The following is a 21,161-nucleotide window of genomic DNA, read 5'->3' on the forward strand; positions in this document are numbered from 1 at the left end:
CTCATAACCCGAAGGTCGTAGGTTCAAGTCCTGCCTCCGCAACCATTATAAGAACCACAAGTTAACTTGTGGTTCTTAAGTTTTTTTGAACAAAATAATTGAAAAAACTCGTTAATAATAATAATTTATATAAAAATCCATATAAATGTCTTACGAAAATACATAGGGTGTATTAATAAATGACATTTATTTCCAATGAACTCTGATATAATTATATTCAAATTAAAGAGTTCAGAGGTGTTGTGAATGCAATATGGAGTAGAAATATTTCCTTATAAAAGATTCAAAGAAAAGATTAAAGAAAAAAAAGATAATAAACAAATGAACTATATTCATGTATCAAAAATCTTAATTTACTTTATAAGCTCCTTATTGATTAGTAGAGTTTTATTGCTTAATATAGATAACTCTACAGCTCCTTTTGGAATTACATTCTTAATTGCTATGTATGTTCAAAAAGAAAAAAACAATATTTTACCTATAACTATAGGGGGAGTGGCAGGGTACATAACAATATACAATAAAGTAAGTGATTTTCCAAGTTATTTAATTATTATTGTTACTATTACAGCATTGAATTATTTGCTAAATAGAAATTCTAAAACAATAAAATTGTCTATAATTTTTATTGCTATATTTACAGAATTATTAATTTGTGAATTTATCGTGAGAAACTTAACTTTAAAGATTGCTTTTTTAACTACTTTTCTTCAAATGCTTTGCATTTTACCATTATATTTTATTCTTGAACGTTCTATAATATGCATAAAAGAATTAAAAACAAAACATTTATTTAGAAGCGAAGAAATAATAAGTATGGCAATTTTGATATCGTTAATAATATCAGGAACTTGGGGAATGCAAATTTTTCAAATTTCTCTTAGGAATATCTTAGCGTTAGGATTTATATTGATATTAAGTTACATAAATGGTAGTACAATAGGAGCTGCTAGTGGAATAGCTATTGGAACTATAATAGGAATTTCATCTAATGATATTCTTGTTTTTATAAGTGTGTATGGATTATGCGGATTTATAGCAGGAATATTTAAGGAAAATGGAAAGTGGTTAAGTGGTTTTTCATATATAATTACTTTTCTAATATTGAAGTTATATTCAAATATAGGAATTGAATTTAAATTGGTAGAGGTATTAATTGTTGTTGCTATTTTTTTTATAGTTCCTAATAGTATATATAAAAGAATAAATTTAGAACTAGATTGGGAAAAAAAGCAAGAATATTTAAATAAGAACTATGTTGATAAGATAAAAGAGTTATTAGTTCAAAGGTTGGATAATTTTTCGAACGTTTTATATAATGTGTCAAATACTTTGAATGATTTGGCTGATAATGAAAAATTAGAAATGAAAAATAAAAGCAGTGCACTTATTGAAAATCTTGCGGATAGAGTTTGTAGTAATTGTAATATGAATAATATGTGTTGGAAAAGAGAGGCATATTATACTTATGCGGCTTTTGGAGAGCTTATACAAAATCTTCAAGAAGGTAAAAAAAATCAGGTTCCTAAAGAGATAGATAAAAAATGTATTAAAAGAGCAACGCTTTTAAATAATGGAGAAGATATAGTTATTAAACATGTAATTAAAGAAACGTGGAGAAAGACAATTGGTGAAGGAAGACAAATCTTAGCTGGACAAATAAACAGTATGGGTGATTCTTTAAAGGAAGTAATAAATGAATTTAATTCTGAAATAAAAATTGATAGTGATTCAGAAAAAAAGATAAGAAAAGTTTTGGATAGTAACAGGATTAAATTTAATGATGTTTTTTGTTTTCTAGATAAAAATAATAGATTGATAGTTAGATTAGATTTAAAGTCGTGTGGAGGCACTCAATTATGCGCTAAAAAGATATTGCCGTTAATTAATCAAGTTATTGATAAATCCATGTGTGCTAGTGATAAAGGGTGTAGTATTAATCCCAAAACAAGTGAATGTAATATATTGTTTGAAGAAATGCCTAAATATCATATTGCATCTTATGTTAAGAGAAAGTGTAAATCTGGTGAAAAATATAATGGAGATAGTTATGTATTTGGCAAGAGTGGTGACGGGGACTATATGTGCGTAATTAGTGATGGCATGGGTTCAGGACCTCAAGCTGGACAAGAAAGTAAAGCTGTAGTAGAACTAATAGAAAAATTTATAAGCTCAGGTTTTAGCAAGACTATGGCTATAAATGCTATAAACTCTATAATGTCATTAAAATTTTCAGAAGATGAGAAGTTTACGACTCTTGATTTAAGTGGTATAGATCTTTACTCAGGACAAATTAATTTTATGAAAGTTGGTGCGGTTGCTAGTTTTATAAAATCAGGAAAAAAAGTAGAGGTTATAAGTTCTAAAACTTTGCCAATAGGAGTATTAGATAAAGCTGATGTAGAAATTATTAATAAAAAAGTAAAAAATGGTGATATTATAGTTATGTTAAGTGATGGGGTTGTGGATTACGATAGTGATAATATTGGTAATGTTGATTGGGTTGTTAAGTATCTTAAAGATAGTAACTCAAATAACCCTAAAGAATTGGTGGAAGGATTAATAGAAAAAGCGAAGGAATTAAGTGGTGGAAAAGTTAAAGATGATATGACAGCCATAGTTTCTAAAGTTTACAATTTATATTAATTTATTTATGAAAAGGTTAATGTTTTTATAAAAGCATATGATATGTTATGAGTAGAGAATGTAAAAATACTTAAAATTCATTCTCTACTATTTTTATCCATTAAAACATTTTTATAGTATTATATGTTTTTAGTTTTTTATTTTTAGTTTTATAATTATGTTATAATAAAGTGACATAAAGTTACATATAGGAGTGTTTAGAGTGATAAATAAAGTGTTAGACACAATAATAAGGAATAAAATGTTTAATCAAGGTGACAAGGTTATAGTTGCGGTATCAGGTGGACCAGATTCAATATGTCTTTTGCACATACTTTATATTTTGAAAGAAAAACTTAATATATCACTTGCTGTAGCACATTTAAATCATTGCTTACGTGGTGAAGAAGCAGATAAGGATGAGAAATATGTTAAGGAATTTTGTAGAGTATTAAATGTTGAATGTTTTATAAAAAGAGTAGATATCCATAAGCTATCAAAGAAGAAAAGTATTTCTTGTGAGATGGCAGGTAGAGAAGCTAGATATAATTTTTTTCAGGAAGTATTAAAGGAGATAGATGGACATAAAATAGCAATAGCGCATAATGCTAATGATCAGGCTGAAACAGTATTTATGAGAATAATAAGAGGAACAGGTATAGAAGGACTTGTAGGTATAAAAGCTGTTAGAGATGATGTTTTCATAAGACCAATAATAGATATTACAAGAAAAGAAATAGAGGAGTATTGTGAAAAAAATAAACTTCATGCTAGAATAGATAAAACAAATTTAGAAAATATATTTACTAGAAATAAAATAAGATTAGAATTGATACCATATATAGAAAAAAATTTTAATCCTGATATAATTAAAGTAATTAATAGATTGGCAGATACAGTAAAAACAGATAATAATTACTTAAATAAAATAGCTAATAATAATTTTAGAAAATATTGTAAAATAAACAAAGATAAGGTTATAATATATAAGGAAGTATTTAATGAAGAAGAGGCTATACTAAGTAGAGTTATAAGATTAGCGTTAAAGGAACTTAAAGGTAATTTATATAATTTTGAAAAAACACATGTATATGATATTATTGAGGTTCAGAAGAAGTCTACTGGTAAAGTAGTAATGCTTACCAATAATATTAATGCTTTAAACAGTTATGGAGATATTCACTTATACATAAAGACTCAAAAAACATCAAGTGATAATGTTGAACATCTGTTAAAGCTAGAAAGTGAAAACAACATAGAAGAAATGGGGGTAAAAATAAATTTTAAATTAGTAAATAATCTTATACAAAGAGATTTGAAAAATGATAATTTAATTAAGTATTTTGACTATGATAAAATAAATGGAGCTATAAAAATTAGATTTAGGAAAAATGGAGATAGATTTACTCCATTTGGAATGAGAGGAAGTAAAAAGTTAAAAGATTTATTTATGGATTTGAAAATTCCTAAAAATGAAAGAGATGTTGTACCACTTGTTTGTTTTAGTGATGAGATAGCTTGGGTTGTTGGATATAGAATAAGTGATAAATTTAAGGTCGATAAAGATACAAAAAATATATTACAAATTAAAATTGAAAGTGAGGAATAATTATGAAAAACGATATTGAGAAAATATTACTAAGTGAAGAAGAACTACAAGAAAAAATTAAGAAAATAGGAAAAAAGATAAGTGATGATTATAGAAATAAGGAGCTTATTTTAATAGGTGTATTAAAAGGGTCGGTTCCTTTTATGGCTGATTTAATGAAAAGAATAGAAATACCATGTAATATGGATTTCATGGCAGTTTCTAGTTATGGAAGTTCTACAGAAAGTTCAGGAGTAGTTAGAATATTAAAAGATTTAGATTTTGAAATAGAAGGTAAGGATGTATTAATTATAGAAGATATAATAGATTCAGGTATAACATTAAGTTATCTTAAAAAATATTTACACGCTAAAAATCCAAATAGTGTTGAAATTGCATGCCTTTTAAATAAACCAGAAAGAAGAGAAATTGAAATGGATGTAAAATATTTAGGATATGATGTACCAAACTATTTCTTAGTAGGGTATGGACTGGATTATGCAGAAAAGTATAGAAATTTGCCGTATATAGGAATATTAAAAGAAGAAATTTATAAAAATAAATAATAACTACATAAGTAACCACTAGTTTTAATATTGTAAAGGAAAATGTGATATGATAAAATCTAATAAACTACCAGAAAGACGGGGGGCGGTAAAGTGAGGAAATTTTCAAGCGCAACAGCCTGGATAATAGTATTTATAATGGTAATATTGGCAGCGTTAGCCTTAGTAGAAACTAATAAAAATGCCAGCTTAGTATCATATGATCAATTTAAAAAATATTGGATAGAAGATAGTGTATCTAGGATTGAAATTAAACAAGATGGAAGAACAATAATTGGAGAACTTAATGATAAAGATAAAACTCAATTTAAAGCTGTGATTCCTGAGAAATTATTAATCGATGATCTTTTTGTGAAATACCCAAATGCTTCTGTAAGCGTTAGATTTGAGCCTCCGACTACAGTTCCTATGTGGTTAAACTGGCTTCCAAGCATAATATTAATTTTAATGTTGGTTGGTTTTGGTCTTATGTTTATGCAACAATCTCAAGGTGGCGGTGGTAATAGAGGAGTTATGAATTTTGGTAAAAGCAGGGCTAAAATGGCTACTCCTGATAAACAAAAAGTAAGATTTAAAGATGTAGCTGGTGCTGATGAAGAAAAAGGTGAATTAGCAGAAATTGTTGATTTCTTAAAGGATCCTAAAAGATACTTAGAAATGGGTGCAAGAATTCCTAAAGGGGTGTTACTTGTAGGTCCTCCAGGAACAGGTAAAACTTTATTGGCAAAAGCTGTTTCAGGAGAAGCAGGTGTACCATTTTTCAGCATATCAGGTTCAGATTTTGTTGAGATGTTTGTTGGAGTTGGTGCTTCTAGAGTAAGAGATTTATTTGAACAGGCAAAGAAAAATTCACCATGTATTATATTCATTGATGAAATTGATGCAGTAGGTAGACAAAGAGGTGCTGGTCTTGGTGGGGGACACGATGAAAGAGAACAAACTTTAAATCAATTACTAGTAGAAATGGATGGTTTTGGAGTAAATGAAGGAATAATTCTATTAGCTGCAACTAATAGACCAGACATTTTAGATAAAGCTATTTTAAGACCAGGTAGATTTGATAGACAAATATTGGTAGGAGCACCAGATGTAAAAGGTAGAGAAGAAATTTTAAAGGTACATGTTAAAAATAAACCTTTATCAGATGATGTTAAACTTGATATTTTAGCTAAGAGAACTCCAGGATTTGTAGGTGCTGATCTTGAAAACTTAATGAATGAAGCTGCGTTGTTAGCAGTTAGAAACAATAAAAAAGTAATAACAATGGATGAGCTAGAAGAAGCTGTAACAAGAGTTATAGCAGGACCAGAAAAGAAGAGCAGAGTTATTGATGAAGAAGATAGAAAACTTACAGCTTATCATGAAGCAGGTCATGCAATAGTTATGAAATTTTCACCTCATGCAGATCCGGTTCATGAAATTAGTATAATACCAAGAGGGATGGCAGGTGGATATACTATGCATCTACCTGAAAAAGATACAGCATATACTTCTAAATCAAAGTTAAAAGATGAAATGGTAGGACTTTTAGGTGGAAGAGTTGCTGAACACTTAGTTTTAGGCGATATAAGTACAGGAGCTTCAAATGATATTCAAAGAGTTTCTGCTATTGCAAGAAAAATGATTATGCAATATGGAATGAGTAAAAAGATAGGAACTATAACTTTCGGAAGTGGTCATGATGAAGTTTTTCTTGGAAGAGATATAGGAAAGGATAAAAACTACAGTGAAGAAGTTGCTTTTGAGATAGATAAAGAAGTAAAATCATTAGTAGATGAAGCTTACAGGAGAGCTGAGCAAATATTAAAAGAACATATAGATAAGCTTCATGCTGTAGCACAAGTGCTTTTGGAAAAAGAAAAAGTTGGTGCAGAAGCATTTAATGCTATAATAGAAGGAACTAGTATTAATGCTGAAATTGTTGTTAATCAAATAAGTCTGGATAAGGAAGAAGTAAATGAACAAAAAATAAAACAAGAAGACGAAACAACAGAAAGCTAGTATAAAGCAAAAAGTATAAAGTTATAATAATAACCCTATACTTTTTGCTTTTTTTTAATTATAATTATGAGTATTAAGAAGCTTTGTTGTAAATTTTGATGTTTTTATAATAATATGGATATAATAAATTAGATGGTTTTAAAGATATATATAATATTTTTTATATAAAATATAAATAATAATCTTGAAAGGATGATTATATGGAATTCAATGTACACGAAGGAACTAAAGGAATTATGGAAATGGCTGTTAAAGAGGAACATTCTGCAAAAAAAGTAGGATCTGGACTAGTAGATGTATTTTCAACACCATCTATGATAGGTTTAATGGAAAATACAGCTCAAACAAGTATTAAAGATTCTTTACCAGAAGGATATGGTACTGTAGGTACAGAAATTAGTGTAAAACACATGAAAGCTACACCAATAGGAATGAAGGTAAGGTGTGAGTCTAATTTAGTAAAAGTTGAAGGTAAAAAATTATTATTTGAAGTTAAAGCTTACGATGAGGATGGTAAAATAGGAGAAGGAACTCATAAAAGATACATAGTAGATCAGAAAAAATTTTTAGAAAACATACAAAAATAATAATTAAGACAAAAGAATATGCTTTTTAAAGTATATTCTTTGTTAATTTTTAGGGGTGATAATGTGATTAAAAGTGATATTGAAATTGCACAAAATGCTGATATGCAACCTATAATAAAAATTACAGAAAAACTAGGATTGACTGAAGATGATATAGAGTTTTACGGAAAATACAAATGTAAAATATCTTTAGATGTATTAAAAAATAGAGAAAAACAAAAAGACGGAAAGTTAGTTTTGGTTACAGCAATAAATCCTACTCCAGCTGGTGAAGGAAAGTCTACAGTTACTGTGGGGCTTGGGCAAGCACTGTGTAAACTCAATAAAAATGCTGTGATTGCATTAAGAGAACCATCACTTGGTCCTGTATTTGGAATTAAAGGAGGAGCGGCAGGAGGAGGTTATTCTCAAGTTGTTCCTATGGAAGACATAAATCTTCATTTTACAGGAGATATGCATGCTATAACAGCTGCAAATAATTTGCTTTCAGCAGCTATAGATAATCATATACATCAAGGAAATGCTCTTAGAATAGATTCAAGAAGAATAATATTTAAAAGAGTTATGGATATGAATGATAGAGCACTACGTAATATAGTAGTAGGTATGGGTGGAAAAGCTAATGGGTTTGTTCGTGAAGACGGATTTATGATTACCGTAGCTTCAGAGATTATGGCTATTTTATGTTTAGCAAATGACTTGATGGATTTAAAGAAAAGAATGGGTGATATTCTTATCGGATACAATTTAGATGGTGAACCTATTTATGCTAAAGAGCTGGGCGTTCATGGTGCTATGACATTATTAATGAAAGATGCAATAAAACCAAATCTTGTTCAAACTTTAGAAAATACTCCAGCGATTATTCATGGGGGACCTTTTGCTAATATTGCTCACGGATGTAATAGTATACTTGCAACTAAGATTGCTTTAAAGTTAGGAGATTATGCTGTAACTGAAGCAGGCTTTGGAGCAGATTTAGGTGCAGAAAAATTTTTGGATATAAAATGTAGATATGGTAATTTAAAACCTGACTGTATAGTTATTGTTGCAACAATAAGAGCTTTAAAACATCATGGAGGAGTAAATAAAGATGAATTAAGTAAACCAGATGTTGAAAAACTAGCCAAAGGTATAGGTAATCTTGAAAAACAAATTACAAACATTAAGAAATATGGAGTGCCAGTTGTAGTTTCTATAAATAAGTTTATTACTGATAGCGATGAAGAAATTAAATATATACAAAATTTTTGCGACGATTTAGGAGTTAAGGTTGCGCTTGCTGAGGTTTGGGAAAAAGGCGGAGAAGGTGGAATTGCTCTTGCAGAAAAAGTGTTAGATGTATTAGAAAATGAACAAAGTAGTTTTAAATGTTTATATGAAAAAGAACTATCAATAAAAGAAAAAATGGATATAATATCAAAAGAAATTTATGGTGCTGATGGCGTTGACTATTCTAAAGTGGCGGAAAAACAGATTAAGGATATAGAAAAAATAGGACTTGATAAATTGCCTATATGTGTAGCTAAAACACAATATTCATTATCTGATAATCCACAACTTTTAGGAAAACCAAGTGGATTTAATATTAACGTTAGAGAAATGAAGGTTTCAAATGGAGCTGGGTTTATTGTAGTGTTAACAGGAAATGTTATGACTATGCCAGGATTACCTAAAGTTCCAGCTGCAAACAAGATGGATATTTTAGAAGATGGGACAATTGAAGGGCTATTTTAATAAGAAATTAGCTTAAAGGATTTTATGGTAGTTTTACTTGACAAATTATTGTTAACTGTTAAAATTAAATTGACATTAAAGGGACGATAAGAATTACTAGAAGAGCAGTTATATACTGCTCTTATAATTTTATTAAGGAGTGTATTACAGTGATACTAGTTTTGGATGCAGGAAATACGAATATAGTATTAGGCATTTTTAAAAATGATAAGCTGATTGTAGAATGTAGAATAGGAACAGATGCTAAAAGAACAGCTGATGAATATGGAATTCAAGTTTTAAAGTTATTTTCATATAATAAAATAAATCCTTCAGATATACAAGGCGTTATAATATCTTCTGTAGTACCCAATATTATGTATTCTATAGAGCATATGATAAGAAAATATTTCAATTTAAAGCCTGTTGTTGTGGGACCAGGAGTTAAAACAGGCATAAATATTAAATATGATAATCCTAAATTTGTTGGAGCAGATAGAGTAGTTAATGCTGTTGCAGCACATGAAATATATAAGAAACCTCTTGTTATAATAGATTTTGGAACTGCGACAACGTTTTGTGCAGTCACTAAAAAAGGTGATTATTTAGGAGGAACAATATGCCCGGGAATAAAGATATCAGCAGATGCATTGTTTGAAAAAGCTGCTAAACTTCCTAGAATAGAGCTTGTAAAACCTAAGCACATTATATGTAGAAATACAGTTTCTAGTATGCAAGCAGGTATAGTTTTTGGATATATTGGGCAAGTAGACTACATAGTTTCAAAAATGAAAGAAGAAATGATTGAACAAGGAAGTGAAGAACCATTTGTTGTAGCAACTGGAGGTTTGGCCAAGTTAATAGCTAAGGATTCTAAGACTATTGATGAAGTTAATCCATTTTTAACGTTAAAAGGATTAAAAGTTATTTATGAAAAAAATAAAGAGTAGGGATTTTGATGAGAATAGGAAATTTAGATTTTAATAATAATGTGTTTTTAGCGCCTATGGCAGGGGTAACAGATATAGCATATAGAGGCTTATGTAAGGAAATGGGATGTGGGCTTGTGTATACAGAAATGATAAGTGCTAAAGGTCTTTATTATAATAATGAAAACACGAAAACGTTACTAAGGCTCAGCAAACAGGAAAAACCAGTTGCTGTTCAGTTGTTTGGATGTGAGCCCTATATTATGGCTAAAGCTTGTGAACAATTTAATGAAAAAGATGATATTTGTTTAATTGATATAAACATGGGGTGTCCTGCATCTAAGATTGTTAAAAATGGAGAAGGGTCAGCTCTTATGAAAAATCCTGAAATTGCATCTGAAATAGTGAAAGAGATGAAGAAGGTTTCTGAAAAGCCTATAACTGTTAAGTTTAGAAAGGGATTTGATGAAAAAAATATAAATGCAGTTGAATATGCAAAAATTATGGAACAGGCTGGTGCTGATGCTGTGGCTATACATGGTAGAACACGTTCGCAAATGTATCAAGGTAAAGCAGATTGGGACATAATAAGAAAGATAAAGGAAAATGTAAGTATTCCTGTTATAGCTAATGGAGATGTTTTTTCTGTTGAAGATGCTATTAAAATTAAAAAAGTTACTAATTGTGATGGAATAATGGTTGCTAGAGGAGCAATGGGAAATCCGTGGATTTTTAAACAAATAGATCAAGCATTAAACAGTAAAAAAGTTACATATCCAAACTATCAAGAAAAGATTGAAATGTGTATTAGGCATTTTAAGCTTGCGGTATATTATTATGGTGAATTAAAAGGTGTAAGAGAAATGAGAAAACATATTGCATGGTATATAAAAGGAATGCCTAAGTGTACAGAAATTAAAAATTATATTAATACTGAGAAAGAAAGTGAAAATGTAATAAATATTCTAAATGATTATAAAAGCAAATTAATTATATAAGTTTTATTTTTTTGTTTAAAGTGTAATTTATTACTTATATAAATAATAAAATAAATGTATAAAGTAATAAGTATAGGTGAATTGTGAATAGAATTATATATATCAATTCTAATTTAAAAAAAGTGTATAAAGATGGAAGTGTTTTTGGAAAAATAAAAGACAAATTTAATACACGGTACATAGGAGAAAGTTTTATAAAGGATTTAGGTGTTTCAATAACCACAATAAAATTTCCTCCTAATTTTAATAAGAGAGCTTATCAGAGGAATATTTATAATATCAAAAAAAGATTTGGAAATAACAATGTTAGATTGGCTATAAAAACATTTAGAAGTATGGATTATTATTTTTATAATGATTTTCAAAAAAGAATGTTAGCTTATAGTGTAATAAAAAGTTTACAATTGATTTTAATGAGAAGGAAAAAAAGTATTGGCAAAAATTGTGTTTTGATATATGATGCTTCAGATGATATAAATAAATATATAATCTATGAATTAGCAAAAAAAGCAAAATATTTTATATTATTATCGAATAATATAAGAAAAATTAGGGTATTATGTGATTATGTATTGTGTAGTTATGGAGTTTCACCTATAATAACAAACGATATGAATTATGCTATAGATAATTCTGATTTTATAATTACGTCAAGACAGTTAGATATTTCCAATAATTGTCCTATATGGTATTTGGATAATATGTTTGTGCCTAAAGATACTAAAGATATAATCATAAATGATGTAACTTATTTTACACCATGGAAAATAGAAAAAATGGATATAACGTCCGAACTAATAGGTGCAATGTATAATCCACGTAGTTATAATGATATAGAAAAATTTCTATACAAAAATGATATTTTTTTAGATAAAATTAAATTTGGAAAGCATATTATAACATAATATATGATATATATGTAAAAATCAGAATACATATATTGACATTAAAAAGCTACTGATTTATAATAACTTAAATAGTTAGGTGCTGATAATTATAGAAATTTTAAACAAATTATATTTAAAGGGGAGTAAAGAATGAGCGTTTCAAAAAAATATATTATGACAAGTGAAGGTGTAAAAAAGTTAGAAGAAGAATTAGAATTTCTTAAAACTGTTAAAAGAAAAGAAATAACTGAAAAGATAAAGGTTGCACTTTCTTATGGAGATTTAAGCGAAAATTCAGAGTATGATGAAGCTAAAAATGAACAAGCTTTTGCTGAAGGAAGAATAGTTCAATTAGAAAATATGTTAAGAAATGCTACTGTAGTTGATGAAAGCGAAATATCAACAGATGCTGTAAGTGTAGGTTCTTTTGTAAAAGTTAAAGATTATGAATTTGATGAAGAAATTGAATTCCATATAGTAGGCTCTGCTGAAGCAGATCCAATGGAAAATAAGATTTCAAATGAATCACCTGTTGGTAAAGCCCTTATAGGCAATAAAGTAGGAGATATTGTGGAAGCACCTGTTCCAGATGGTGTTAGTAAGTTTGAAATCTTGCAAATCAGAATATAAAATATAAGTAATAACTAATTGGTACGTATGAATAAATTGGAGGGATACTAGAATGTCAGAAAAGCAATTGACGAAGGAAGAAATTAAAGCTCAAAGAATGGCTGCTAAAGAAGAAGCAGAGTTGAACAATTTACTTAAGGAAAGAAGACAAAAATTAGCTACTTTACAGGAAGCAGGTAAAGATCCTTTTGATGTATATAAAATAGAAAGAACTCATACATCACAACAAATTAAAGATAATTATGATGAACTTGAAGATAAACCGGTAATCGTAGCAGGTAGACTTATGTCTAAGAGAGTCCATGGAAAAGCTGGATTTTCTGATATCCATGATAGATACGGAAAAATGCAGTTATACATAAAGATAGATAATGTTGGAGAAGAAAGATTAAAAGAATACAAAACTTTTGATATCGGTGATTTTGTATCAATAACAGGTACAGTATTTAAAACTAAAACTGGAGAAGTTACTATTCAAATAAAAGATTTCCAACTTTTAACAAAATCATTAAAGCCACTTCCTGAGAAATTTCATGGATTAAAAGACCCAGATTTAAGGTATAGACAAAGATATATAGATTTAGTAATGAACCAGGAAGCAAGAGAAACACTTATGAAAAGAACAGCTATCATAAAAGCTATGAGGGAGTTCTTAGATAATAGAGAGTTTATAGAAGTAGAGACACCATCACTTTCACCTATAGCTGGAGGTGCTGCGGCTAAACCATTTGTAACACATCACAATGCATTAGATGTTGATATGTATCTAAGAATAGCACCAGAGTTATATCTAAAAAGACTTATAGTAGGTGGATTTGAGAAAGTATATGAAATAGGCAAAAACTTTAGAAATGAAGGCATAGATGTAAGACATAATCCAGAGTTTACTGCTATAGAATTATATGAAGCATATTCTGATTATAATGATATGATGGAAATTACTGAAAATATGGTAGCATATATTTGCGAAAAAGTTAATGGAACAACTAAAGTTGTATATGAAGGTGCAGAAATAGATTTTGCTCCACCATGGAGAAGATTAACTATGGTAGATGCAGTTAAAGAATATGCTGGTATTGATTTTAATGAAGTACAAACAGATGAAGATGCTAGAAATTTAGCTAAAGAAAAAGGAATAGAATCAAAGAAAGAACTTAAAGACTGTACAAAGGGAGATATTTTAGTAGCTTTATTTGAGGAATATGCAGAAGAAAAATTAATGCAACCTACTTTTATATGCGACTATCCAGTAGAAAATTCACCGCTTACTAAGAAAAAGAGAGGTAATGCAGAATTAACTGAGAGATTTGAAGGCTTTGTATATGGAAGAGAACTTTGTAATGCATATTCAGAGTTAAATGATCCTATAGTTCAAAAGGAAAGATTCCTTCAACAGCTAAAAGAAAGAGAACTTGGTGATGATGAAGCATATATGATGGATGATGATTTCATAAATGCGTTAGAAATAGGAATGCCGCCAACAGGTGGTATGGGAATGGGAATAGATAGACTTGTAATGTTCTTAACAGATTCTCATTCAATAAGAGATGTAATATTATTCCCAACAATGAAACCAACAAAATAAGAAAAGTGTTATGCAATTTTCAGTAATCAGTAACCAATAAGTGATTGTTGGCTACTGATTACTTGAGAATATTGCAAAGTAATATTCCTATTTATAAAAAAATACTTGTATTTTTTATAAAACATGTTATAATATGTAGTGTATTAAATGTTCCGCGGTAGCTCAATGGTGGAGCACTCGGCTGTTAACCGATAGGTTGGAGGTTCGAGTCCTCTCCGCGGAGCCATTTTTTATTTTTTGGAAAAATTACTTGACAATTATTTTAACTTTGATAGAATACTGGTAAGGATAAAATTTAATATATAGCACAATGATAAAGAGGAGTAATGGTGAGCATTTTATAGAGAGGTTGTGATTGGTGGAAACAACTAAATGTTTATTATGAAAGGCGCTTTTGAGTGCAAGCTTTTTTAAGAGGGCTTATGCCAAAAAGGGTGGAACCGCGGAAGTTTAATTTCGTCCCTTTAGGTAGAACGGTCTTTTTTTTATACATAAAAATGAATTTTTGGGAGGTAAGAAAAATGGCTTTTGAGAAAACAATGGATAAGGTAGTTGCATTATGTAAAGGCAGAGGTTTTATATTTCAAGGATCAGAAATATATGGAGGATTGGCCAATTCATGGGACTATGGTCCTCTAGGAGTAGAATTCAAAAATAATGTAAAAAAGGCATGGTGGAAAAAATTCATACAAGAAAGTCCTTATAATGTAGGGCTTGATTCAAGTATATTAATGAATAAAGAAGTATGGGTAGCATCAGGACATGTTGGAGGATTTTCTGATCCATTAATGGACTGTAAGGAATGTAAAGCAAGATTTAGAGCAGATAAAATAGTGGAAGAACACATGGTTGCAAATGGTGTGGATGATGTCAGTGCAGATGGATGGACTAATGAAGAGTTAATGAAATATATAGATGATAACAATATAGTTTGTCCTAAATGTGGAAAGAAAAATTATACATCTATAAGAAGATTTAATCTAATGTTTAAGACATTTCAAGGAGTAACTGAAGATTCATCATCCGAAATATACTTAAGACCAGAAACAGCTCAAGGTATATTTGTTAATTTTAAAAATATACAAAGAACATCAAGAAAGAAAGTGCCATTTGGAATAGGACAAATAGGAAAATCCTTTAGAAATGAAATAACTCCAGGAAACTTTACTTTTAGAACTAGAGAATTTGAGCAAATGGAATTAGAATTTTTCTGTAAACCAGGAACAGATTTAGAATGGTTTAAATACTGGAAGGATTATTGTTGGAAGTTCTTATTAAATTTAGGAATGACAGAAGAAAATTTAAGATTTAGAAATCATGAAGAAGAGGAATTATCTTTCTACAGCAGTGCTACTTCTGATGTGGAATATTTATTCCCATTTGGTTGGGGAGAACTTTGGGGGATTGCAGATAGAACAGATTATGATTTGAAACAACATATGGAACATTCAAAACAAGATTTAACATATTTAGATCCAACTACTCATGAAAAATATGTTCCATATGTAATAGAACCATCATTAGGAGCAGACAGAGTAGCTCTTGCGTTTTTAGTTGATGCATATGATGAAGAAGAATTAGAAAATGGAGATGTGAGAAAAGTATTACATTTCCATCCAGCTTTAGCCCCATACAAAGCAGCAATATTACCTTTATCTAAGAAGTTATCTGAAAAAGCTTTAGATGTTTATGCTAAATTAAGTAAGAAATTTAATATAGAATATGATGAATCAGGAAGTATAGGTAAGAGATATAGAAGACAAGATGAAATAGGAACACCATATTGTATAACTATAGATTTTGATACTTTAGAAGATAATACTATAACAATAAGAGACAGAGATACAATGGATCAAATAAGACTTAGCATGGATGAGTTAGAGAAATTCTTAGAAGAAAAAGTACAATTTTAATTAATCAAAAAAGCTACTGATTTTCAGTAGCTTTTTTGATATAAAAAAACACCCAAAATATTGGGTGAAAATAAGGTTTGTTATGGGGATATGTTATGTGTCTAATTAAATTCGGGGAATTAATTATCATATATTAACGACACTATGGTAGTATAACACAGTGTATGATAAATTATCAATATGAAAATTAAAGTCTTTATTTTAAATAAATTCTAAAAATTATGATTAAGTAGTATATGGAAACTTTATTTAATATATGCAATAAATTATATAAAGTGTTATAATTAAATGAAAATATAACGTAATATATTAATCATTTTGGAGGCTTAATATATGTCTAAGAATTTTGAAGAATTTAAAAAAAATATTAAAAATAAGAAAGTTGCAGTAGTTGGAATAGGCGTAAGTAATATTCCACTAATTCGTTTTTTGGTTGAATTAGGTGCCAATGTAACTGCATTTGATAAAAAAGATGAAGAAAAAGTTGGGGAAATAGGAGAGACGTTTAAGGAAAAAGGAGTAAATTTAGAATTAGGAGAAAACTATTTAGATAATTTAGTAGGTTTTGATGTAGTATTTAAAACTCCTTCTATGAGAATAGATAATCCGGCATTGGTTAAAGCTAAAGAAGATGGGGCGTATGTTACTTCTGAGATGGAAGAGTTCGTTAAATACTGCCCTGCTAAAATATTTGGAATTACAGGCAGTGATGGTAAAACAACCACTACTACATTGGTTTATAATATGTTAAAAAGTGAAGGATATAAAACTTGGATAGGCGGTAATATAGGAAATCCATTGTTTTCATATATTGAAGAAATCAAAAAAGAAGACAAAGTTGTATTAGAATTGTCTAGCTTTCAGTTGATGACGATGAATGTTCACATAGAGTGTGCGCTAATAACAAACGTTACTCCTAATCATTTGGATATTCATAAGGGAATGGAAGAGTATGTTGAAGCTAAAAAGAATATTTTTAAAGTACAAGAAAAAAATGACCTTTTGGTTTTAAATAGAGATAATGATATAACAAATTCTATTGTTGGAGAAGCTAAAGGAAAGGTAATGCAATTTAGTGTTAAAGAAGTAATTAAAAATGGAGCTTGTTTTACCGAAAATAAACTAATGTTAAAGGATAAGAAAGTGTGTATCTTAGAAGAAGTTAAATTAATGGGTATGCATAATGTGGAAAATTTATTAGCGGCATTTTGCGTTGTATCAGAAGATGTTAGTATAGAAAATATGAAGAAGGTTGCAACTAAGTTTACTGGGGTAGAACATAGATGTGAATTTGTAAGAGAAGTTGATGGAGTAAAATATTATAATGATTCCATAGCATCTAGCCCTACTAGAACTATTGCTGGGCTTAAAGCTTTTAAAAAACCAGTAATATTAATAGCGGGAGGATATGATAAGAAAATTCCTTTTGAACCTTTGGCGGAAAATGGATATAGTAAGATTAAGACATTAATATTAGTTGGAGCCACTAAAGAAAAAATAAAGAAGGCTTTTGATAAAATTGATGAGGAAAAAAATACAAAGATACCTATAATAATAGTAGATAGCTTTGAAAAGGCAGTGTATAAAGCAAAAGAGGTTGCAAATGAAGGAGATATTGTTACCTTGTCACCAGCATGTGCTAGTTTTGATATGTTTCCTAATTTTGAGATTAGAGGAAATGAGTTCAAACGATTGGTTAATAATTTATGATAAAAAAACGTCTAAATTTGGCGTTTTTTTATTTTGCAAAATTATTGATAGTTATACAGTGTTAGTGTACTATGTAAATATAACAGTGGCGCGTTCAAGAAATAAAACTTAAGATTTTGTTATGGAGGTGTAATATGAAATTTGAATTTGATGGTAAGACACCTATATATCTTCAAATAATTAATTTTATAAAGAAACAGATTGTATCAAATGAATTAAAAGGGGGCGACAAGATGCCGTCGGTTAGAGAACTATCGTTGCAATTGAAAGTTAATCCTAATACTATACAAAGAGCATATCAAGAACTTGAAAGAGAAGAATTAGCATATACGCAGCGTGGTATGGGACGATTTGTAACGAAAGGTGAAGAAACTATAATGAATCTTAAAAAGGACATGGCGAAAGAAGTTATGGAAATATTTATAAAAGAAATGCAGGAACTTGGATTCAATGGAGCACAGATAGTAGAAATGGTATCGGATGAAATAAAAAGAGAGGAATAATTATGAATGATATATTGAAAACTAGGGAACTTACGAAAAGTTATTTTCGTAAAAAGGCTCTAAATGGGGTTAATATATCTCTACAGAAAGGAAGAGTACTAGGACTTTTAGGATCCAATGGAAGTGGGAAAACAACTTTTTTGAAAATTGCAGCAGGAATTTTAAGGCAAACTAGTGGTGAAATTTTAATTGATGGTAAAAAAACAGGAGTAGTTACAAAGGCTATAGTTTCTTATTTACCGGATAAAAACTACTTGTATAAATGGATGAAAATAAAAGATGCTGTAGAGCTTTTTAAAGATTTTTATAAAGATTTTGATCAAGAAAAATGCAAAGAACTTTTGAAATTTATGAAACTTGATGAAGAAGCTAAAGTAACCTCATTATCAAAAGGTATGATGGAAAAGTTAAATTTAACATTAGTACTATCAAGAAAAGCTAAACTTTATATATTAGATGAACCTTTAGCTGGAGTTGATCCAGTAGCCAGAGAACAAATATTGGATGCTATTGTTCAAAATTATAATGAAAATAGTTCGATGATTATAACTACTCATCTTGTTAAAGATATAGAAAGAATATTTGATGATGTTGCATTTATAAGAGATGGAGAAATTGTACTTTCTGGTAATGCAGAAGAATTAAGAGCAGAAAAGGAGAAATCTATTGACGAATTGTTTAGGGAGGTATTTGAATAATGGGTAGATTAATAAAATATGAGTTAAAAGGAAATTTTAAGTTTTTTTTAGGATTATTTATAATTATGATATTATTAACTTTTGCATTGTATTCTAGAATAGATGTATGGTCTTCTGTAACAGTATATGTTTTGGAGAGTTTAGCTATTACAGCTATGTTTGTTACAATATTAATTGTAAGTATAAACTCTTTTAGTAAAGAAATGTATCAAGAAAGATGATATTTGACATTTACATTACCTGTAAGTGGTAATAAAATAGTTGGCTCAAAGATTATTGTATCTTTAATGTGGTTTGCAGCTGCAAGTGTATTGGGGATAGTAATTTTTATGCTTATTTTAAAAGGTGATTTAGATTTGAATATTATAAGTGAGATAAGAGATGAAGTGAATTTATTCCAAGCTATTATGTTGGGAATTATAGTAAGTATAGTTTTAACAGTAAAATTTTTGTCTATGGTGTATTTTTCTATAACAATTAGTAAAGTTGCATTTAAGAAAAAAAGGATAGGTAAGGCTTTAAGTTTTATACTATTTATAATATTGAATGCTGGAATTTCATATATAGAATATTTAGTTGTCAAATATATTCCGTATATGATTAATATTGAATTGATACGAGATGTACAGTATATTGGAATGAATATAATTCAGAGGAATTATGGAGTGATTCAAGGTAGTGCACAAGGTGTTCAAATGAATGTGGCGGGAACTATTTATAGTATTTTGATACTTATAATATTATTTGTAGGTATAGGATATTTGATAGATAATAAGATAGATTTGTAGATAAACAAGTTAAAAGCTTTGCTTGCTTATCAGTGGAGGTAGTAAATGAATACTAAAAAGATTATATCGTATTTAATATTATTTGCATTAATGGCTTTTAGTTTAATGGGATGTGGAAATATTAAGATTACAGCTAATAGTAAAGATGTTAAAGAGTATAATATAGATGATATTAAGGAAGAAAACATAGAAAAAATAAATCAAATATGTATAGAAGATATGAGTGGTGATATAAATATAATTCCAGAAAATAGACAGAATGTAAAGATTCATATGTATGGAAAGGTTTTTACAACTTCAGAGGATAGAGTGCCTAATTTGAGTGCATTGGTTGAAGAAGATAAATTAATTGTTAAAAGTAAAAAGAAATCAAATACGAATGCAGGTGTATATAATTCGGATGTTAAAGTAGATGTTTATTTGCCTAAAAGTTATAAAGAAAAATTACTTATAGATTGTTCTTTAGCTAATATATCTATAAAAAATTCAAAATTTATTTCTTTAGAATGTAAATTAAATGTAGGAGAAATTGAAATGGAAAATTTAGAAGTAGAAACTTTCAATGTTAAAGCTTCTACAGCAAATATTGAAGGGAAAAGAATAAAAACACAAGATAGTAAAGTAGAAGTATCTTTGGGGAATATAGATATAGATGAGTTCGATGGAAATTTAGAAGCAACGGTAAGTTCCGGAGATATTGATATATGCTATTCAAAATTAGATTATGATATTGAGTTAACTTCTACTTTAGGAGATATAAGCTTAATGTTACCCAATAATGTAGAATTTGATTTAGATACAGAAGTATCATTAGGAAGTATAGAATGTGAATTCCCTGTAAATATAAAAGAGAAAGCAGATAAAAAGCAATTAAAAGGAAAAGTAAAAAATGGTGAAAATAAAGTTAAAATAAGAGCTTCTTCAGGTGATGTGAAAATAAAACAAAAAATAGTTAAGAGCTGATTTATATTCAGCTCATTATTTTTGAAATTAAAACACAAAATACGTAAAAAATACCTTCATTAATATCATATATGATATTTTCATAATATACTGTTCCAAGTGTATCAATATATGAATATGGTAAAAATCAGTAGCTAAATGAAGAAGGGTAGCCTTAATTTTATCTAATAACAGTTATAGTAAAAGATAGGATTGATATTTATGATAAGATATTCCTTGTCGTCGAGAAAGACGATAAGATAACAACAAATTAATGAATTTAAGAAGAATTAAAAAATTCAAAAAAGTTGTTGACAAGAAGAAATTCAAATGATATACTAAGTAAGCTGTCGCAAGATGGCAAGCGAAAATTGGTCTTTGAAAATTAAACAGAAGTTAAGAAATAATGTCAGTCAATTGTAATGAGTAAAAGATTAAACTTTTAAATTGAGAGTTTGATCCTGGCTCAGGACGAACGCTGGCGGCGTGCCTAAC

The 21,161-nt window shown here is 28.8% G+C and carries 18 protein-coding genes, 1 tRNA gene and 1 other annotated feature; all 19 genes read left to right on the top strand.

The window, feature by feature from the left end; translation table 11 throughout:
* Positions 1–246: 246 nt before the first annotated feature.
* The 19 genes from spoIIE (at position 247) to OW763_RS15535 (ending at position 20,687) form a co-directional block, all read left to right on the top strand.
* The gene (gene spoIIE, locus OW763_RS15445) at positions 247–2,646 is read left to right on the top strand and encodes a stage II sporulation protein E (protein WP_268042295.1); all 2,400 of its coding nucleotides are present in this window, start codon (positions 247–249) and stop codon (positions 2,644–2,646) included.
* Positions 2,647–2,848: 202 nt separating this feature from the next.
* Positions 2,849–4,234, top strand: coding sequence for a tRNA lysidine(34) synthetase TilS (tilS, locus tag OW763_RS15450; protein ID WP_268042297.1), 1,386 nt, complete (start codon positions 2,849–2,851; stop codon positions 4,232–4,234).
* Positions 4,235–4,236: 2 nt separating this feature from the next.
* Positions 4,237–4,779 (top strand): hypoxanthine phosphoribosyltransferase, encoded by a 543-nt coding sequence (gene hpt, locus OW763_RS15455; protein ID WP_268042299.1) that lies wholly within the window; start codon positions 4,237–4,239, stop codon positions 4,777–4,779.
* A gap of 93 nt (positions 4,780–4,872) precedes the next feature.
* The gene (gene ftsH / locus OW763_RS15460) at positions 4,873–6,780 is read left to right on the top strand and encodes an ATP-dependent zinc metalloprotease FtsH (protein ID WP_268042301.1); all 1,908 of its coding nucleotides are present in this window, start codon (positions 4,873–4,875) and stop codon (positions 6,778–6,780) included.
* A 200-nt stretch (positions 6,781–6,980) separates the two neighbouring features.
* Positions 6,981–7,367 (top strand): thioesterase family protein, encoded by a 387-nt coding sequence (locus OW763_RS15465; RefSeq protein ID WP_268042303.1) that lies wholly within the window; start codon positions 6,981–6,983, stop codon positions 7,365–7,367.
* 66 nt (positions 7,368–7,433) lie between these two features.
* The gene (locus OW763_RS15470) at positions 7,434–9,104 is read left to right on the top strand and encodes a formate--tetrahydrofolate ligase (RefSeq protein WP_268042331.1); all 1,671 of its coding nucleotides are present in this window, start codon (positions 7,434–7,436) and stop codon (positions 9,102–9,104) included.
* Positions 9,105–9,253: 149 nt separating this feature from the next.
* Complete coding sequence (locus OW763_RS15475) at positions 9,254–10,033, top strand: type III pantothenate kinase (RefSeq protein ID WP_268042305.1); 780 nt, start codon at positions 9,254–9,256, stop codon at positions 10,031–10,033.
* A gap of 8 nt (positions 10,034–10,041) precedes the next feature.
* Complete coding sequence (dusB, locus tag OW763_RS15480) at positions 10,042–11,010, top strand: tRNA dihydrouridine synthase DusB (RefSeq protein ID WP_268042307.1); 969 nt, start codon at positions 10,042–10,044, stop codon at positions 11,008–11,010.
* An 83-nt stretch (positions 11,011–11,093) separates the two neighbouring features.
* Positions 11,094–11,915 (top strand): hypothetical protein, encoded by an 822-nt coding sequence (locus OW763_RS15485; protein ID WP_268042309.1) that lies wholly within the window; start codon positions 11,094–11,096, stop codon positions 11,913–11,915.
* Between the two features lie 132 nt (positions 11,916–12,047).
* Positions 12,048–12,527 (top strand): transcription elongation factor GreA, encoded by a 480-nt coding sequence (gene greA / locus OW763_RS15490; protein ID WP_268042311.1) that lies wholly within the window; start codon positions 12,048–12,050, stop codon positions 12,525–12,527.
* A gap of 52 nt (positions 12,528–12,579) precedes the next feature.
* A complete protein-coding gene (gene lysS, locus OW763_RS15495) occupies positions 12,580–14,112 on the top strand; it encodes a lysine--tRNA ligase (RefSeq protein WP_268042313.1) in 1,533 nt (510 codons plus the stop codon).
* 151 nt (positions 14,113–14,263) lie between these two features.
* A tRNA-Asn gene (locus OW763_RS15500) sits at positions 14,264–14,338 on the top strand.
* 75 nt (positions 14,339–14,413) lie between these two features.
* Positions 14,414–14,579, top strand: a binding site (T-box leader).
* Positions 14,580–14,633: 54 nt separating this feature from the next.
* Positions 14,634–16,025: a glycine--tRNA ligase gene (locus OW763_RS15505; RefSeq protein ID WP_268042315.1), complete on the top strand. Its 1,392-nt coding sequence runs from the start codon at positions 14,634–14,636 to the stop codon at positions 16,023–16,025.
* 333 nt (positions 16,026–16,358) lie between these two features.
* Complete coding sequence (gene murD / locus OW763_RS15510; protein WP_268042317.1) at positions 16,359–17,735, top strand: UDP-N-acetylmuramoyl-L-alanine--D-glutamate ligase; 1,377 nt, start codon at positions 16,359–16,361, stop codon at positions 17,733–17,735.
* 134 nt (positions 17,736–17,869) lie between these two features.
* Entirely contained in the window at positions 17,870–18,238 is a 369-nt protein-coding gene (locus tag OW763_RS15515) for a GntR family transcriptional regulator (protein WP_268042319.1), read from the top strand.
* Between the two features lie 2 nt (positions 18,239–18,240).
* Positions 18,241–18,936: an ABC transporter ATP-binding protein gene (locus tag OW763_RS15520; RefSeq protein ID WP_268042321.1), complete on the top strand. Its 696-nt coding sequence runs from the start codon at positions 18,241–18,243 to the stop codon at positions 18,934–18,936.
* On the top strand, positions 18,936–19,157 hold the full coding sequence (locus tag OW763_RS15525; RefSeq protein ID WP_268042323.1) for a hypothetical protein: 222 nt from the start codon (positions 18,936–18,938) through the stop codon (positions 19,155–19,157). Before OW763_RS15520 ends, OW763_RS15525 begins: the two co-directional genes overlap by 1 nt.
* A gap of 3 nt (positions 19,158–19,160) precedes the next feature.
* Positions 19,161–19,724 carry a hypothetical protein gene (locus tag OW763_RS15530; protein WP_268042325.1) on the top strand — a complete coding sequence of 188 codons (564 nt, stop codon included), beginning with the start codon at positions 19,161–19,163 and terminating at the stop codon, positions 19,722–19,724.
* A gap of 45 nt (positions 19,725–19,769) precedes the next feature.
* Entirely contained in the window at positions 19,770–20,687 is a 918-nt protein-coding gene (locus OW763_RS15535; RefSeq protein WP_268042327.1) for a DUF4097 family beta strand repeat-containing protein, read from the top strand.
* Positions 20,688–21,161: the final 474 nt, after the last annotated feature.

Source organism: Clostridium aestuarii (assembly GCF_026735135.1).
GTDB classification, from domain to species: Bacteria; Bacillota; Clostridia; order Clostridiales; family Clostridiaceae; genus Clostridium_H; species Clostridium_H aestuarii.

Coding starts and splice junctions, on each gene's coding strand:
- lysS (WP_268042313.1), top strand. CDS start 12,580: ATGTCAGAAAAGCAATTGACGAAGGAAGAAATTAAAGCTCAAAGAATG.
- spoIIE (WP_268042295.1), top strand. CDS start 247: ATGCAATATGGAGTAGAAATATTTCCTTATAAAAGATTCAAAGAAAAG.
- OW763_RS15520 (WP_268042321.1), top strand. CDS start 18,241: ATGAATGATATATTGAAAACTAGGGAACTTACGAAAAGTTATTTTCGT.
- greA (WP_268042311.1), top strand. CDS start 12,048: ATGAGCGTTTCAAAAAAATATATTATGACAAGTGAAGGTGTAAAAAAG.
- dusB (WP_268042307.1), top strand. CDS start 10,042: ATGAGAATAGGAAATTTAGATTTTAATAATAATGTGTTTTTAGCGCCT.
- hpt (WP_268042299.1), top strand. CDS start 4,237: ATGAAAAACGATATTGAGAAAATATTACTAAGTGAAGAAGAACTACAA.
- murD (WP_268042317.1), top strand. CDS start 16,359: ATGTCTAAGAATTTTGAAGAATTTAAAAAAAATATTAAAAATAAGAAA.
- OW763_RS15515 (WP_268042319.1), top strand. CDS start 17,870: ATGAAATTTGAATTTGATGGTAAGACACCTATATATCTTCAAATAATT.
- OW763_RS15535 (WP_268042327.1), top strand. CDS start 19,770: ATGAATACTAAAAAGATTATATCGTATTTAATATTATTTGCATTAATG.
- OW763_RS15505 (WP_268042315.1), top strand. CDS start 14,634: ATGGCTTTTGAGAAAACAATGGATAAGGTAGTTGCATTATGTAAAGGC.
- OW763_RS15525 (WP_268042323.1), top strand. CDS start 18,936: ATGGGTAGATTAATAAAATATGAGTTAAAAGGAAATTTTAAGTTTTTT.
- OW763_RS15465 (WP_268042303.1), top strand. CDS start 6,981: ATGGAATTCAATGTACACGAAGGAACTAAAGGAATTATGGAAATGGCT.